The sequence below is a fragment of the Streptomyces sp. NPDC048507 genome, assembly GCF_043199995.1.
GTDB lineage: Bacteria > Actinomycetota > Actinomycetes > Streptomycetales > Streptomycetaceae > Streptomyces.
In genome coordinates, this window is sequence record NZ_JBICWZ010000001.1 from 668,857 (window position 1) to 684,958 (window position 16,102).

Here is a 16,102-nt window from a genome sequence, read left to right on the forward strand (position 1 = left end):
GGCCACGGGTGGTGATGCGCGCGTTCGGGGCACGCGCGACCGCTGGGTGGTGTGGCACGTGTATGAGGAAGCTAGGAAGCGGACGGGCACAGCGTCACTACATCTGAGTAAAACTTGAGGATAACGATCCGGTTCGGCCTGAAGGTCTCCGTCATGGCCGGGCCGCGCCGGGCCCGGGCCGCCCCCGCGCGCGCTCCCGGCCGCACTGGCCGGGAACGTACGGTGCCCCGCCCCGTGATCACCGGCGCGTGACAGCATGGCGGGGCAGCACGGGCCAAAGCGGCCAAGCGGAGGGGGAGTTCGGTGAGCGCACTACGCAAGAGCCTGGCCAAGGTGGAGGTCGGCCTGCGCTGGGATCCCAGCCCGGCCGGCACCCCCGCCAACGACCTGGACATCGTGGCGGCGGTGTACGCCGCCGCGGACCCGTACGGGGAACCGGTCTACCTCGTGCACTTCGGCAGCCGCGCCCCCGACGGCACCATCACCCTGGCCCGCGACAGCCGCACCGGGCAGGGCTTCGGCTTCGACGAGGTGATGACGCTCGAACTGGACCGGCTGGCGCCCGAGCTCGGCCGCGTGGTGGTCGGCGTGGTGATCCAGGACGCCGGCGGGGCCGCCGGAGCGGACCGCAAGACCTTCGCCGACGTGGCGGGCACCGGGCTGCGGATCCGCGAGGGCTACACCGACCTCGCGACGGGTGACTTCGCGGAGGTGGCGCGGGCCACCTCCGCCACGGTCGCGCGGTTCACCCGCGACGCGGAGGGCGGCTGGTCGCTCGACGCCGCCCTGCTCGGGTTCGACGCGGACCCGCAGGAGTTCGCCCGGATCATGGGCGCCGCGCGCGGCTGAGCCCGCGCCGGTACGGGCCCGGGGTCCGCGCGGGCCAGGGAGGAACCGGAAGAGGCGGCCCGGCGGACGGGGCGGCGGCCACTCTGCTCGGGAGTGGTCGCCGCCCCGTCCGGGTGGCGCGCTGCCGCCGTCCCCACGAGGCAGCGCGAGGCGGGTCGCCGTCCGGTCATCGTGGACGGCGGCCCACCGGTACGAAGGGCATCAGGGGGTGATGCCGAGTGCGGGCAGCAGGGCGACGTCGACGAACCTGACCAGGTAGTCGGCGTCCGCGTACCGCCCCTCCAGGACCGGGCGGATCCGCAGGACCCCCATCAGCTGCGCCGGCAGGAACTCCACGGCCGGGTGGTCCGCGGTGATCTCGCCCCGCGCCACCGCCCGGGCCACGATCGCGTCGAAGGCCGTCAGCTCGGGCTCCACGAGCGCCTCGCGCAGCGCGCCCTGTAGTTCCTCGTCGCTGAGCACGGCGTGCCCCAGCGCCTGGGTGAGCCGGGTGTCGCGGCCCGAGGTGCAGGCCGCGATCCGGGCGGCCTCGCGCAGGTCGCCCACCAGGGTCCCGGTGTCGACGTCGGCCAGGGACCGGTCGCTGCGGCTCGCGCGCAGGGCGGCGGCCACCAGCCGGGGCTTGGTCTTCCACTGCCGGTAGAGCGTGGACTTGCCGCAGCTGGCGCGGGCGGCCACGCCCTCCATGGTCAGGGCCTCGTACCCGTGCTCGCGCAACTGCTCCAGGACGGCGTCGTAGAACTCCTGCTCACGCTCCGGCGTGATCTTGGAGCGGCGCGCGGTGACCTGCGGCGTCGACGTCATGGGGGGCGGCTCTCCTCGCGGATTCCTGGGCGGCTGCGGCCGGTGCGTCCGGTGCGTGCGGCGCCCTTCGAGTGTACGGCTACGACAGCGTATCGGTACACCGGCGTATCGATACGGGAATGTATCGATACACTGGCGTGTCGATAGGAAGCGGTTCCCCGACCGACGGCACGCCGGCCGCAGACCGTGACCACACCCGAAAGAAGTGAGACCGGGGGATGACCTCCCACACCACTCCCGACCGGACGCGCACCGCAACGCCGGACGCGCGCCGCCGGCTCATACGCGAGCTGCTGCTCGTCGCGGGCCTGTTCGCCGTCTACAAGGCGGGCCGCATGCTCTCGACGGGCCGCACCGACGAGGCCTTCCGCAACGCCGGCCGCGTGTGGGACGCCGAGCGCGCCCTGCACCTGCCCGGCGAGGGCGCGGTCCAGCGGCTGCTGCTCCACTCGGACGCCGTCGTCCACACCGCCAACACGTACTACGCGGCCGTGCACTTTCCGGCCACCGCGCTGTTCCTGATCTGGCTCTACCTGCGCCGCCCGAGCCACTACCTGTGGACCCGCCGGGTACTGGCCGTGCTCACCGGCGCCGCGCTCGCCCTGCACCTCTCGTTCCCGCTCGCGCCCCCGCGGATGCTGGGCGCCGCGCACCTGGTGGACACCGGGAAGGTCTACGGGCCCACCGTCTACCGGGCCGCCCCCGCCGCCGACACCATGGCCAACCAGTTCGCCGCGATGCCCTCGCTGCACTTCGGCTGGGCGCTGATGCTGGCGCTCGGCATGATCGCCGCGACCCGGTCGCGGTGGCGCGCCCTGTGGCTGCTGCACCCGCTGATCACCCTGCTGGTGGTCGTCGGCACCGCCAACCACTACTGGCTCGACGCCCTCGTCGCCACCCTGCTGCTGGGCGCCGCCCTGCTCGTCATCCCGCGCCCGCGCGCCGCCGCGAAGCGGGCCGCGGCTCCCGCCCCGAGCCCCGTCGTGGCTCCCGCTCCGGCGGCCCGGCCCGCGGCGCCCGCCGCCGGCCGGGGGCCGGTCGCCGGGGGCGGTCCGAGACCCGGCCCGGCTCCCGGCACCGCCACCGGGCCCCTGCCGCGACCGTCCGCCGTACCGGCCGCGCCCGCCGCCGTGTCCGCGGGGGCCGGACGGTGAACGCCACCGCCCTCGCCGTCGCCCTCTGCCTCGCCTCCGCCGTGACCTACGCGGCCGCCGCCGTGGCCCAGGAGCGGCTCGCCCGCCGGGCCGTCGCCCGCACCGCCGCCGACCTGCTCGGCAACGGCGCCTGGTGGTGGTCGGCCGGGCTGAACGCCGCCGCCGCGCTGCTCCACGCCGCCGCCCTGCGCTACGGCCCCCTCACGCTGGTGCAGCCCCTCGGCGCGCTGACCCTGGTGGCGGCCGTCCCGCTCGGGGCGCGCGGCGCGGGGCGGCGGGTCGCCGCCACCGAGTGGCGGGGCACCCTGGCCACCGTCGCCGGACTCGGGCTGCTGCTGCTCCCCGCCTCCGGCCCGGCCCCCGACGACACCCTCACCCTCGCCGAGGCCCTCTCGGTGTCCGCCGCCACCGCCGCCGTGATCGTCCTGCTCACCGCCCGCAAGGACCCCCGCTCGGGCCTGCGCCACGCCACCGCCTCCGGCCTCGCCTCCGCGGCCGCCTCCGCCCTGACGCAGACCGTCGCGGTGGCGGGCGGCCGGGGCGGCGCCCTGCTCAGCGCCCGGGTCGTCACGGTGGCCCTGCTCGTGGTGGTGTTCGCCGTCGGCGGGATGCTGCTCTCGCAGCGCGCCTACCGGGGCGGACTCGGCGCCCCCCTCGCCGTGGTGAACCTGGCCAACCCGCTCGCCGCGGCGGCCATCGGCATGGTCCTGCTCGGCGAACGCATCCAGGGCGGCGCGCTCGGCGTCCTGCTCGCCGCCGCCGGAGCCCTCGCCGCGACCCGCGGGGTCCTGCTGCTCACCCGTACCGCCCCCACCGTGCAGCTCCCGGACGCCGGGCCACTGCCCGCCGGTCACGTCCCCGCCTGACCGGCGCGGGACGGGGCCGTGCGGCCCGGGACCGGCCGCCCCGTGCCCGGCGGAGAACCGATTCCCCGTCGGGCGCGTCCTCCCAGGTGAGAGACGTACACCAACGAGCGGAGCGAACGACCATGGGCATCATCGGCTGGATCATCCTGGGCCTGCTGGCCGGCGGCATCGCCAAGGTCCTGCTGCCCGGCCGGGACCCCGGCGGCCTCATCGGCACCACCCTCATCGGCGTCGCGGGCGCCTTCATAGGCGGCTGGCTCTCCGCCAAGTTCCTGGACCGCCCCATCCAGACCCAGTTCTTCGACCTCGCCACCTGGGGCTCCGCCATCGCCGGCTCCCTGGTGCTGCTCATCGGCTACCGCATCCTCTTCGGCAACTCCCGCGACTGAGGCCCGGACGCCCCCTGTCTACGCTGGGCCCGCACGGCGCGACGTACGAGCTGCGAGGAGCCCCGACCCATGAGCGTCACCCCCGTCCCCACCGCCGACCTCTACGACGAGCACGGTGAGACCCTCGGGATCTGTTCCACCGCGTTCCGCCGGATCGGCGGCCGGCGGCTCTTCGCCGGACCCGTGCGCACCCTGCGCTGCCACGAGGACAACGCCCTGCTGCGCGAGCTCGTGCACACCCCGGGCGAAGGCGCCGTCCTCGTCGTCGACGGCGGCGGCTCCCTGCGCACCGCCCTGGTCGGGGACCTCCTCGCCGGAGCCGCGGCCGCCTCCGGCTGGGCCGGGCTGATCATCAACGGCGCCGTCCGCGACAGCGTCGCGCTCGGCGCGCTCGACCTCGGCGTCCAGGCGCTGGGCACCTGCCCGCGCAAGAGCGGCAAGACCGGCGCCGGGACGGTCGACGGCCCCGTCACCATCGGCGGCGTCACCTTCCGCCCGGGCGACACCGTCCACGTCGACGACGACGGCGTCGTCGTGCTCCCCGCCGGGCACTGACACCGGCCGCGGGCCGCCCGGCGCCGTCCGTTTTCCGCCACCCCCGGAGCACGGGACCTGGCGGCGGCGGTCCGCGACCGGTTTCACTGCGGGCCCATGAGACGACACAGGATCATGGGCCTGCTCGGCGCGCTCGCCCTCGCCGTCGGCGCCCTGGCCGGACCCGCCGCGGCGGCCCCCGACCCGGCCCCGGCCCCGGCCCCTGACTCCCGGGCAGCGGAGGCCGGGCCCACCCCGCCCGCCGAGTTCGGCACCGACTGGCACGACCCCCTCACCGTCGCCCCGCCGCCGCGGCGGCCCGCGACCCGCTCCTGCGAGGTCACCGTCGCCGAAGCCCGGTTCCGGGACTTCACGCCCTACCGGGGCGATTACGCCCCGCCCGCCGGCTGCGGCCGGTCCTCCTGGGCCAAGGTCGTGCTGCGCCTGGACGGCACGGTCAAGGGCCGTCAGTACGACCGCCTCGGCAATCTCACCGTCGGCGGCGTCGAGATCCTGCGCACCTCCACCCCCGAACCCTCGCCCGACGGCATCGCCTGGTCCGTGGAGAAGGACGTCACCTCCTACCGCGACACCCTCAGCCGCCCCCAGCCCGTCGAGATGCTGATCGGCAACGTCGTCGACGACACCTACACCGGCGTCATCGACGTCAAGGTCACCCTCACCTTCTACGTCGCCGACGGCCGCAACCCGGCCCCCGACACCCCCGACCTGGTCCTCCCCGTCACCTCACCCGCCGCGGGAGGGGTTGCCGTCACCACCCCGCGCAACACCGAACGGCTCCTCGCCGAGGTGTACGCCACCGGCTCCGGCGGCGGCTGCGAGGAGTACTGGTACCTCACCGTCCCCGACGCCGCCCCCTACTCCTGCAAGGCCGCCGACGGCCCCCACCGCGAGGTCCGCATCAGCGTCGACGGCCGGCTCGCGGGCCTCGCCGCACCCTTCCCGACCGTCTGGACCGGCGGCTGGTCCAACCCCTTCCTCTGGTACGTCGTCCCGGGCCCCCGCGCCTTCGACGTCCAGCCGGTCCGCTACGACCTCACCCCCTTCGCCGCCCTCCTGGGCGACGGCCGCCCGCACCGCGTCGAGGTGTCCGTCGCCGGCGTGCCCGCCGGACAGAGCGGCTGGAGCACCCCCGCCAACCTGCTGCTCTGGCAGGACCACGGCCGCCCGGTCGTCACCGGCGCCCTGACCCGGTACGAGGAGACGGCCCCGACGGGCGCCTCCCACTGGACCCCGGCCCCCGCACCCGGCGGCGAACACCGCCTGGACACCGGCGGCGCCCACCGCCTCACCGTCGCCGGATACCTCGACACCTCCCACGGCCGCGTCACCACCACCGTCACCCGGGACGTCCGCGCCACCTCGGTCCACCGCTGGACCGAGGGCGAGGACCGCGACGCCCTCACCGCCACCTGGACCGACGAGGAGAGCGTCACCCGCGGCCCCGCCACCACGCGCACGCACCGGACGTACACCATGGACGGCGCCACCACCCTCGGTGCCGGGGACCGGCTGCGCACCGTCCTGTCCCTCGGCGACCGGGCCGACACCGTCACCCTGCGCGGCGGCCGCGAGACCGGACGCACCCGGCTCGACGACGGCTACACCGGCGACGCCTCGTACACGGCGAACGTCCCGCGCGAGCAGCGGCACGCCGTCGCCACCACCACCGCCCGCTCCCGCCTGTACGGGGGCCAGGCGGGCGGCGGCTGTTACGACCGTACGGTGACGGCCGTGCAGGGCACCCTGACGGTGGACCGGCGCCGCTGCTGACGCGGGCGGCCCCTACGATGACGGGCCATGGACACGAGTGAGGCCGGCAGACGGCTGGTGGACGGCCGCTTCGAACTGATCGGCCCCCTGGGCGCGGGCGGCATGGGAACGGTGTGGCGCGCCCGGGACATAGCCCTGCACCGCGAGGTCGCCCTCAAGGAGGTGCGCCCGCCGGACCCGGCCGCCGCCGCCGCGCAGCCCGGCCTCGCCGAGCAACTGCGCGAGCGGGCGGTGCGCGAGGCCCGCGCGCTCGCCCGTCTCGCCCACCCCAACGTGGTGACGATCCACCACATCGTGGAGCCCGCGCCGGGGACCGGGGGGCACCCGTGGATCGTGATGGAGCTCGTCAGGGGCGGCTCCCTGCACGACCGCCTCGCCGAGGGGCCGATGCCGGTCGGCGAGGTGCTGCGGCTCGGGCTCGACGTGCTGTCCGCGCTGCGGGCCGCCCACGCCGAGGGCGTGCTGCACCGGGACGTGAAACCGGCCAACGTACTGCTGCGGCCCGGCGGCGCGGCCGTCCTGACCGACTTCGGCATCGCCGCCCTGCACGGCTCGACCGCCCTCACCTCCACCGGGGTGCTGATCGGCTCGCCCGAGTACATCGCGCCCGAGCGGGTGCGCGGGGAGGAGGGGCTGGCCGCCTCCGACCTGTGGTCCCTCGGGATGCTGCTGTACGTCGCCGCCGAGGGGACGCACCCGCTGCGCCGGGCCACCAGCCTGGCCACGGTGGTCGCCGTCCTCGACGAGCCGATCCCGGCCCCGGTACGGTCCGGCCCGCTGGGCCCCGTACTGGAACGGCTGCTGGTCCGCGACCCGGCGGCGCGGCCCGACGGAGAGCTGCTGGAAGCGCTGCTCCGCACCGCGAGCGCCGCTCTCGCGGGAACGCCTGCCGCCCCGCCCGCCCCCTCCGCACCGTCCGTCCCGGTGGCCTCCGCTCCGCCCCCGCCCGGCCAGTACGGGCCGCCCGCCCCGTACGCGCCCTACGCGCCCGGGTCGGCCCCCGCCGACCCCGCCGTGACCCGCGCGTCGGCGTCGGACGTCGGACGGCGACGGCCGCCGCGGGCCCTGTCCGCCCTCCTGCTCGCCGCCGTCCTGGCCGGCGGCGTCTACGGCCTCGTGCGGTGGTTGCCGGACGGCGGCGACGCCACCGGCGCCAAGCCCGGCGGCGGCGCCACCGGTCCCGCCGTCTCCGCCCCGGCGGCGACCCCGTCCGGATCCGGCCCCGCCGCCCCGCCGCTGGGCCCCCGTACGAGCACCGCCGCGAGCCCGGCCTCCGTACCGAAGGGGAGCCTGCTCACCCCGGACCGCGTCCGCGCCGCCCTCGCGGCCCTCAAGGCGCAGACGGGCACCACCACCTTCGGGAAGATGACCGTCTACGACGAGTACCTCATCGCCGCCGTCCCCACCGCCCCCGGAGCCGAGACCCTGGACTACTGGGAGTACCGCGGCGGCGCGGTCCGCCGCACCGGTCCCGCCGGCACCGTCAAGGACGGCGACCCCGTGATCGACATGGCCGCCGTCGGCTGGGACGCGCTGCCCGCCCTGCTCGAACGCTCCGCGCGCGACCTCGCCGTCGCGAAGCCGTCCTCGCGCTACGTCATCGTCGACCCCTGGATGATGGACCACGTCCCCTGCATGCGCGCCTACCTCAGCGACGAGTACGGCCGCGGCGGTTACGTGCTCGCCGGGACCGACGGCCAGGTCAAGAAGGTCGTCTCCGGCTGACATCGTGTCCCCGTGCCCGAGGCGCACACGCACACACACGCGCCCGGGGTACCCCCGCACGTTCCGACACGCTTCCGAGGAGCACGGCCACCATGCCCAGCTGGCGCACCACCCTCACCCGGGCCGGGATCACCGTCCCCCGCCTGCGGGACGACTACACGCACGCCGCCCGCCGGGTCCTGCGCCGCGAACCCGCCCCCTACCTCACTCTCCGCCTGCTCGCCGACCCGGCCCTGGTGCCCTGGCTCACGGCCGGGCTCGCCTTCATGAACCGGGTCGACGACGTGGCCGAGGGCGGCCCGCCGGCCGGGCGGCCCGCCGCCATCGCCGCCCTGGCGGCCCGCACCGAGGCCGCCCTGGAATCGGGGGACGACCCCGACCCCCTGCTGCGCGCCTACGGCCACGCCGTGCGCACCAGGGAGCTGCCCGCGCACTGGGTCACCCGCTTCCTGGAGGGCGCGGCCACCGCCGAGGCGGGCTTCGACGGCTTCGCCGCCGAGGAGGACTTCCAGGCCTACCTCGACGCCTACGCCTGGCCCGGGGTGGTGGTCTTCACCGGACTGCGCTACCCGGGCGGCCCCGACCCCGAGCAGGCCGCGGGCTGGCGCCGGTTCGTGGACGCCGCCCAGCGCGTCGACTTCCTCGCCGACCTCTGCGGGGACCTCGCCGAAGGCCGTCTGTGCATCCCCCGCGCCCGCCTCGCCGAGCACGGCGTGACCCGCGAGGACCTGGAAGGGGCCCGGGACACCCCGGGCGTGCGGGCCCTGCTCGCCGCCGAATGCCGGCGGGCCCGTACCGCCCTGGCCGCCGCGGACGACGTCCCGGACCTGGCCGGTCCTGGCCTGCGTCCGGTGATCACCGCCATGACGGAGCTGATGGCGCACCAGCTGACCGCCGTGGATCGGGCGGGCAGCGCCGTCCTGCGGCGCGACACCGGATACGGCCTCGCCGCACCCCTGCGCACCCTGCTGCGCGCCCGGACCCGCGGCCCGGCCGGCCCGGCTCCGGCCGGCCCGTGACATTCGTACTCCCGCGTTTCGTACAACCGGATCTGCCGCCCGGCCGCCCGGCTTCCTACCGTGGAGGCATGACACGCGAGCGGCGCACAACGGACCGCGACACCGACACCGGCACCGGCACGGCCTGCGGAGCGGCGGGGCGGCCGGACGGCGAGGACCCCGGCCACCTGCCCGGCACGATGCTGCCGCGCAACGCCCTGACCCTGCTGCCCTGGCTGCTGCTGGGCATGGGAGCCGTCTCCAACATCGTCCAGGGCAAGACCCCCAACCCCTGGGTCGGCGCCATGGGCCTGCTCGTCTTCAACTCCCTCTACGTCACGCTGGTGTTCCGGGCCTTCCACCAGCGGGCGCGCGAGGCATCCGTCACCCGCTGGTGCCTGCTCGCGCTGGGGCTGGTCACCTGCGCCCTCGCCCTGGCCTACGGCGGCACCTGGCTGCTGTTCTTCCCGCTGCTGGGACTGGCCACCGGTGCGGTCCTGCGGGGCCGCCGGCTCGGCCAGGTGATGATCCTCGTGACCACCGTGGCCGGGGTCATCGCGGGCCGGCAGGAGGGGCTGAGCGCGATCGGCATCGCCTACGGAACCTTCCTGTCCGGGATGGTCACCGCCGCCCTGCTGGCCCTGTCCGGGACGGTCAAGGAGCTCCGCGAGACCCGCCAGGAGCTGGCCCGGGCGGCCGTGGACGAGGAGCGGCTGCGCTTCTCGCGGGACCTGCACGACCTGCTGGGCCACACCCTCTCGGTGATCGTCGTGAAGTCGGAGGCCGCTCGCCGGATCGCCCCCCGCGACATGGACGCGGCCCTGGAACAGGTCCGCGACATCGAGTCGGTGGGCCGCCACGCCCTCACCGAGATCCGGGAGGCCGTCACCGGCTACCGCGACGCGAGCCTGGAAGCCGAACTGGACCGGGCCCGCAGCGCGCTGACCGCCGCCGGCATCGAGCCCTCCGTCCGCCGGTCGGGGCCCCCGCTGCCCGCCCAGACGGCGGCCCTGCTGGGCTGGGTGGTCCGTGAGGCCGCCACCAACGTCATCCGGCACAGCGGCGCGGCCGGCTGCGCGATCGAGCTGACCGCCGCCGCCGGGGGGCGGGCCCGGCTGGTGATCACGGACGACGGACACGGCGTAGGCTCGGCCGCGCCCGGCAGCGGGCTCACCGGTCTCGGCGAACGGCTCGCCGCGGCGGGCGGCACCCTGCGCAGCGGTCCGGCCCCGGGCGGCGGCTTCCGGGTCACCGCCGAACTGCCGGTGGAAGCGTGGGGTCACGAGGACGGGGAGAACCGATGATCAGGGTCCTGCTGGCCGAGGACCAGGGCATGATGCGCGGCGCGCTCGCCCTGCTGCTCGGGCTGGAAGCGGACATCGAGGTCGTGGCGCAGGTCGCGGCCGGGGACGAGATCGTGCCCGCCGCGCTCGAAGCCCGGCCCGACGTGGCCCTCCTCGACATCGAACTCCCGGGCCGCAGCGGCCTCGACGCCGCCGCCGACCTGCGGGTGCGGCTGCCCGCCTGCCGGGTGCTGATCCTGACCACCTTCGGCAGGCCCGGGTACCTGCGCCGGGCGATGGAGGCCGGGGCCGCCGGGTTCCTGGTGAAGGACGGCCCGGTGGAGGAACTGGCCGCGGCCGTGCGGCGGGCGCTGGCCGGGGAGACCGTCATCGACCCGGCCCTGGCGGCCGCCGCCCTCGGCGCCGGGCCGAACCCGCTGACTCCGCGCGAGACCGACGTCCTGAACGCGGCCGCCGACGGGGCGACCGTCGCCGACATCGCGGGCCGGGTGCACCTGTCGGAGTCGACCGTGCGCAACTACCTCTCCGCCGCCATCGGCAAGACCGGTACCCGCAACCGCATGGAGGCCGTCCGCGCGGCCCGCCGCCAGGGCTGGCTCTGAGCGACGGGTGGGCCGGTCAGTAGGCGCCGTTGACGTTGTCGATGGAGCCGTAGCGCGCGGCCGCGTAGTTGCAGGCGGCGGTGATGTTGGCGACGGGGTCGTAGGAGTCCATCGGCGTGCCCGGTACGTGATAGGCGCGGAAGGTGGGGTCGATGACCTGGAGGAGGCCCTTGGAGGGGATTCCGGCCGCCGCGTTGGAGTCCCAGTTGTTGATGGCGAGCGGGTTGCCGGAGGACTCGCGCATCACGTTGCGGTGAATTCCGTTGTAGCTGCCGGGAATTCCGTGCCGGGCCATGATGTCGAGCGACTGGCGGATCCAGCCGTCGAGGTTGTTCCCGTACGAAGTCACCGTGGCCGGCACCGCCGTCGCGGTCGTGGCCGCCGCCGCGGTGGCGGCGGCCTTGGCCGCGGCGCCGAGGCTCAGTTCGAGGCCGGGGCGTATCACCGACGGGTCGGCCCCGATGGCGGTGCGGTTGGCCGCGTAGAGGGCCTGCCAGCCGCCGCTCACCGCGTGCTCGGCGGCGATCTTCGAAAGGGTGTCGCCGCCGATCACGGAATACGTGGCCGGAGCCCCGGCCGCCTTTTCGACGACGGGCAGCAGGGCCGGCTGGGCGGCGGTCCGCGCGAGGGCGCTCGGAGCGGCGGCGGCGACCGGCTGGGCCACGGCCGCACCGGCCGTGGTCGCGCCGATCAGCGGGAGGGCGAGCGCCGCCCCGCCGGTGCCGAAGAAGGCCAGGCGGCGGGCGAGGGGGTGCTGCTTCGGCCGGCGGTGCTTACCCTTTGCGGACATGGCGCATTTCCTCACGTGGGGGTACGGGAGAGCCTCGGCGGGGCCTGATTCGGCACACGGCCGCCGGGAATGAGGGTGACCGTAGGCGAATGCGCGCGGCCGGAACAAGACGCGAATTCCCGGGGGAGATCGACTTCCCTTCGACGGTCCGGTTGATGACCTTGAATGCGTCCGGGGGAAAGTCCCGATTCCCTTTCCGGGAAAAGGGAATCGACGCGGCAGGGAAATTGATGTTGAACCGGCGGGCGTGACTCAACTCACGGTGTGGAGCCCGGCCCGGAGGGCGCGTTCAATACGGTCAATTAGCCTCCGGACACTCCCGATTCGGGCGACCGGTGCGATGGCGGCGAATCGCCCATTCCGCACCCTTCCGGGCGGCCGGAGCCGTCGGATTCCGGCCAACCGTTCGAGGGTCGCCGGACGGGGGCGCCCGCACCCGCGCCGCACCCGCACCCGCGCCCCGGGCCACCGCACCACCTGATCCGGTCGCTCCGCGCGCGGAAGGCGCGACACGGCTCCCGTGCCGGTCGGCACCCGTGTACGTTCGATGATCCAGACCGATCCGGACGGACAGCACAGAACGGGGTACGACGTGACGCATCGCGTACGAGGGGTCATCGCGCGGAGCAAGGGCGCACCGGTGGAGACGACCACGATCCTCGTGCCCGACCCGGGGCCCGGCGAAGCCCTGGTCAAGATCCAGGCCTGCGGGGTCTGTCACACCGACCTGCACTACCGCGAGGGCGGCATCAACGACGAGTTCCCCTTCCTCCTCGGGCACGAGGCGGCCGGGATCGTCGAGTCCGTCGGCCCCGACGTCACCTCCGTCGCGCCCGGGGACTTCGTGGTCCTCAACTGGCGCGCGGTGTGCGGGACCTGCCGGGCCTGCAAGCGGGGCCGCCCCTGGTACTGCTTCGACACGCACAACGCGACCCAGCCCATGACCCTGGAGGACGGCACCCCGCTCTCCCCGGCGCTCGGCATCGGGGCCTTCGCGGAGAAGACGCTGGTGGCCGCCGGGCAGTGCACCAAGGTGGACCCGGCCGCCTCCCCGGCCGCCGCGGGCCTCCTCGGCTGCGGGGTCATGGCCGGCCTCGGCGCCGCGATCAACACCGGCAACGTCGGGCGCGGGGACTCGGTGGCCGTCATCGGTTGCGGCGGCGTGGGCAACGCGGCGGTCGCCGGCGCGCGGCTCGCGGGCGCCTCGAAGATCATCGCGGTGGACCTGGACGACCGGAAGCTGGAGTGGGCGCGCGGTCTCGGCGCCACCCACACCGTCAACGGGGGCACCGAGGACGTGGTCAAGGCCGTCCAGGAGCTGACCGGCGGCAACGGCGCGGACGTCGTCATCGAGGCCGTCGGCCGCCCCGAGACCTACCGGCAGGCGTTCTACGCCCGCGACCTGGCGGGCACGGTGGTGCTGGTCGGCGTACCGACGCCGGAGATGAAGCTCGAACTCCCGCTGCTGGACGTCTTCGGCCGGGGCGGCGCGCTGAAGTCCTCCTGGTACGGGGACTGCCTGCCCGAGCGGGACTTCCCGCTGCTGATCGACCTGTACCTGCAGGGCCGCCTGGACCTCGACGCGTTCGTCTCGGAGACCATCGCGCTCGACGGGGTCGAGGAGGCCTTCGCCCGCATGGAACGCGGTGAGGTGCTCCGTTCCGTGGTCGAGTTCTGACCCCGCCCCGACCGGCCCGCCCCGACCGGCCCGCTCCGGCGGGGACCGGTCCGCGGCGGCGCCCGCGGGCCGGCCCCCGGGCGTCCGCCCGGCGCCGCCGCCACCACCGCCGGGAGCCCGTTCGTTAGGGTGCGGACCATGAGCGAACGAGCCGATCAGCAGCCGCCCTTGCAGCCCATGCCCACCGACTGGAAGCGCGCCCTCGCGGTGGTGGCCCACCCCGACGACCTGGAGTACGGCTGCGCCGCCGCCATCGCGGACTGGACGGACGGCGGCCGCGAGGTCGTCTACGTCCTCGCCACCCGGGGCGAGGCGGGCATCGACACCCTCGCCCCGGCCGAGTGCGCCCCGGTGCGCGAGGCCGAGCAGCGCGCGAGCGCCGCGGTCGTCGGCGTGTCCACGGTGGAGTTCCTCGACCACCACGACGGGGTCATCGAGTACGGCCTCGGGCTGCGCCGCGACATCGCGGCGGCGATCCGGCGCCACCGTCCCGAGCTGGTCATCACCCTGAACCACCGCGAGACCTGGGGCGGCCCCGGTGGCGGGGGCTACTGGAACACCCCCGACCACCAGGCCGTCGGCCGAGCCACCCTGGACGCCGCCGGGGACGCGGGCAACCGCTGGATCTTCCCCGAGCTGATCTCGGAGCGGGGGCTGGAGCCCTGGGACGGTGTGCGCTGGGTCGCGGTGGCCGGCACCGCCACCCCCACCCACGCCTCCGACGCGGGCCCGGGCCTGGAACGCTCCGTCAAGTCCCTGATGGAGCACAAGGCGTACATCGAGGTGCTGACCGACCAGGACCCGGAAGAATACGTACGTACCTTCCTGACCGGAAACGCCGAACGGGTCGCGGAGCGCTTCGGTGGCCGCCCGGCGGTGGCGTTCGAGGTCTTCCCCCGCTGACCCGCCGCCCCGTAATCTGACGTTCCATCAGATGAGTGCGGGGGTGCGGCACAAGGTGATCGACACCGTCTCCACGGAGATCGACGAGGAGCAGGAGCGGGTCCGGCTGGAGGTCGAGGACGGCATCGCCTTCCTCACCCTGTGCCGGCCGGACCGGCTCAACGCCTGGAGCTGGGAATCCACCCGGCAGCTGGGGCTGCTGGCCGACCGGATCCGCTTCGACCCGGCGGTGCGCGCGGTGCTGCTGCGCGCGCAGGGACGGGCCTTCTGCGCGGGCATCGACGTCACCGCGCCCGGCGGCGCCATCACGGGGGACTCGCCCGCCGAGCGGACCCGGAACTACTACGAGGGCATCCGCTGGGTCCACGAGCGCTTCGCCGTCCTGGCCCGGCTCCCGCAGCCGGTGGTCGCCGCCGTCCGGGGCTACTGCCTCGGCTTCGGCTTCGAGCTCGCCCTCATGGCCGACGTCCGGGTCGCCGCCGAGGACGCCGTCTTCGCCCTCCCCGAGGCCGGGCTCGGCGTCGCGGTGGACGCCGGGGGCGATCTGCGCGTGGCCCGGGAAGCGGGCGCGGGCTGGGCCAAGTACATGGCCCTCACCGGCCGCCGGATCGACGCCGCGACGGCGGAACGCCGGGGCCTGGTCCAGCTGGTGGTCCCGGCGGAGGAGCTGGAGGAGACCGCGCTGGCGCTGACGGCGGAGATCGCGGCCAATGCCCCGCTCGCCGTCCAGGGCATCAAGCGCGGCATCGACGCGTACGCCGACGCTGCCCTGCCGGCCGCCCTGGACCGGGTCGCCATGACCGCCGCCCTCACCCTCACCTCCGAGGACTCCCGAGAGGGTTACGGGGCCCGGGCCGACCGGCGGCCCCCGCGTTTCAGGGGAGCGTGAGCACCGGCCGCACGGAGAAGCTGTCCCAGGCGTACTCCCCGTCCGGGCCGTAGGCGAACTCGGCCATGTCCCGGTTGCGGTGGGCCGTGGCCAGCGGCAGCCAGCCGAGGAGCCTGCCGTAGCCCCCGCACACGGCGCTGCCGCCGTCCCCGCCGTGGACGGCCCCGCGGTCCTGGCTCAACTCCGCCGCGTAGCTGTCGTAGGCGATGCGCAGCCCGAAGGCGTTCGGCTCGCCGCGGATCCCGCCGTCCCCGTACGGGGCCTCGTCGAGCGGACACGCGTCGCCCCAGCGGAAGAGGGTCCGGGCGCCGGCCCCGCAGGCGTGCTCCCACTCGTCGGCGGCGGGCAGCCGCAGCCCGTCCGCCGCCAGTGCCTCCGCGAGCCCGTCCGGAGGCTCGGGGGCCGGCTCGTCGCGCACCGCGACGAGCAGGGCGGCCGTCTCGGCCGTGCGCGCCGGGCTCAGCTCCCGGATCAGGTGGGCGGTGAGGTCGGGCGCCCCGTAGCCGTATCCCTCCGCGAAGCTCGCCGCGTAGGAGGCCTCCTGGGCGGGCGTCGGCCGCCAGGCGTCCGGATCGAACCCGAGCCGCACCCGCCCGCCCGGTACGAGCGCGAACGCGCGGCCCCCGCGCTCGATCAGCGCCCGGTGGAAGGGGCCGCCGAGGTGCTCGACGGTCTCGAACGAGCGGAGCCGGCCGTCCGCCCGCGCGGCGGCGTCGGCGGCGAAGCGGCGGGCGGCGTCGGGATCGAGCGCACGCCACCGCGCGAAGGTCATGTCAGCGAGGGTCATGGCCGCATCCTGGCAGCCCCCACTGACATCGCCGCT

Annotated in this window: 16 protein-coding genes; 13 read left to right on the plus strand and 3 right to left on the minus strand. The window is 75.5% G+C overall.

Annotation, left to right across the window (positions count from 1 at the left end; translation table 11 throughout):
• Positions 1-303: 303 nt before the first annotated feature.
• Positions 304-849 (plus strand): TerD family protein, encoded by a 546-nt coding sequence (locus ACGFXC_RS03105; protein WP_393708887.1) that lies wholly within the window; start codon positions 304-306, stop codon positions 847-849.
• A 201-nt stretch (positions 850-1,050) separates the two neighbouring features.
• Here ACGFXC_RS03105 and ACGFXC_RS03110 read toward each other — a convergent pair whose 3' ends face one another.
• Complete coding sequence (locus ACGFXC_RS03110) at positions 1,051-1,653, minus strand: TetR/AcrR family transcriptional regulator (RefSeq protein WP_393708889.1); 603 nt, start codon at positions 1,651-1,653, stop codon at positions 1,051-1,053.
• A gap of 218 nt (positions 1,654-1,871) precedes the next feature.
• Between ACGFXC_RS03110 and ACGFXC_RS03115 the strand changes: the two genes are divergently transcribed.
• The 9 genes from ACGFXC_RS03115 (at position 1,872) to ACGFXC_RS03155 (ending at position 11,019) form a co-directional block, all read left to right on the plus strand.
• Entirely contained in the window at positions 1,872-2,807 is a 936-nt protein-coding gene (locus ACGFXC_RS03115; protein ID WP_393708891.1) for a phosphatase PAP2 family protein, read from the plus strand.
• On the plus strand, positions 2,804-3,673 hold the full coding sequence (locus ACGFXC_RS03120; RefSeq protein ID WP_393708893.1) for a hypothetical protein: 870 nt from the start codon (positions 2,804-2,806) through the stop codon (positions 3,671-3,673). The genes ACGFXC_RS03115 and ACGFXC_RS03120 overlap by 4 nt, the downstream gene beginning before the upstream one ends.
• Before the next feature lie 122 nt (positions 3,674-3,795).
• Complete coding sequence (locus ACGFXC_RS03125; RefSeq protein ID WP_393708894.1) at positions 3,796-4,062, plus strand: GlsB/YeaQ/YmgE family stress response membrane protein; 267 nt, start codon at positions 3,796-3,798, stop codon at positions 4,060-4,062.
• A gap of 69 nt (positions 4,063-4,131) precedes the next feature.
• A complete protein-coding gene (gene rraA, locus ACGFXC_RS03130; RefSeq protein ID WP_393708896.1) occupies positions 4,132-4,617 on the plus strand; it encodes a ribonuclease E activity regulator RraA in 486 nt (161 codons plus the stop codon).
• 96 nt (positions 4,618-4,713) lie between these two features.
• Positions 4,714-6,390, plus strand: a complete 1,677-nt coding sequence (locus ACGFXC_RS03135; protein ID WP_393708898.1) for a peptide-N4-asparagine amidase — start codon at positions 4,714-4,716, stop codon at positions 6,388-6,390.
• Positions 6,391-6,417: 27 nt separating this feature from the next.
• Entirely contained in the window at positions 6,418-8,115 is a 1,698-nt protein-coding gene (locus ACGFXC_RS03140; RefSeq protein ID WP_393708900.1) for a protein kinase, read from the plus strand.
• 92 nt (positions 8,116-8,207) lie between these two features.
• Entirely contained in the window at positions 8,208-9,134 is a 927-nt protein-coding gene (locus ACGFXC_RS03145; protein ID WP_393708901.1) for a squalene/phytoene synthase family protein, read from the plus strand.
• Between the two features lie 68 nt (positions 9,135-9,202).
• On the plus strand, positions 9,203-10,417 hold the full coding sequence (locus tag ACGFXC_RS03150) for a sensor histidine kinase (RefSeq protein WP_393708903.1): 1,215 nt from the start codon (positions 9,203-9,205) through the stop codon (positions 10,415-10,417).
• The gene (locus tag ACGFXC_RS03155) at positions 10,414-11,019 is read left to right on the plus strand and encodes a response regulator (protein ID WP_393708905.1); all 606 of its coding nucleotides are present in this window, start codon (positions 10,414-10,416) and stop codon (positions 11,017-11,019) included. The genes ACGFXC_RS03150 and ACGFXC_RS03155 overlap by 4 nt, the downstream gene beginning before the upstream one ends.
• A 16-nt stretch (positions 11,020-11,035) precedes the next feature.
• Here the strand turns inward: ACGFXC_RS03155 and ACGFXC_RS03160 are convergent, their stop codons facing one another.
• A complete protein-coding gene (locus ACGFXC_RS03160) occupies positions 11,036-11,809 on the minus strand; it encodes a transglycosylase SLT domain-containing protein (protein WP_393708907.1) in 774 nt (257 codons plus the stop codon).
• 592 nt (positions 11,810-12,401) lie between these two features.
• Between ACGFXC_RS03160 and ACGFXC_RS03165 the strand changes: the two genes are divergently transcribed.
• The 3 genes from ACGFXC_RS03165 to ACGFXC_RS03175 all read left to right on the plus strand — a co-directional run bounded on the left by ACGFXC_RS03165 (position 12,402) and on the right by ACGFXC_RS03175 (position 15,279).
• Positions 12,402-13,487 carry an S-(hydroxymethyl)mycothiol dehydrogenase gene (locus ACGFXC_RS03165; RefSeq protein WP_393708909.1) on the plus strand — a complete coding sequence of 362 codons (1,086 nt, stop codon included), beginning with the start codon at positions 12,402-12,404 and terminating at the stop codon, positions 13,485-13,487.
• Between the two features lie 138 nt (positions 13,488-13,625).
• Entirely contained in the window at positions 13,626-14,390 is a 765-nt protein-coding gene (locus ACGFXC_RS03170) for a PIG-L deacetylase family protein (RefSeq protein WP_393708911.1), read from the plus strand.
• A 31-nt stretch (positions 14,391-14,421) separates the two neighbouring features.
• On the plus strand, positions 14,422-15,279 hold the full coding sequence (locus ACGFXC_RS03175; RefSeq protein ID WP_393708913.1) for an enoyl-CoA hydratase/isomerase family protein: 858 nt from the start codon (positions 14,422-14,424) through the stop codon (positions 15,277-15,279).
• Here the strand turns inward: ACGFXC_RS03175 and ACGFXC_RS03180 are convergent.
• Positions 15,266-16,066, minus strand: a complete 801-nt coding sequence (locus tag ACGFXC_RS03180) for a hypothetical protein (RefSeq protein WP_393708915.1) — start codon at positions 16,064-16,066, stop codon at positions 15,266-15,268. The two genes, ACGFXC_RS03175 and ACGFXC_RS03180, sit on opposite strands and share 14 nt — an antisense overlap.
• Between the last annotated feature and the right edge of the window lie 36 nt (positions 16,067-16,102).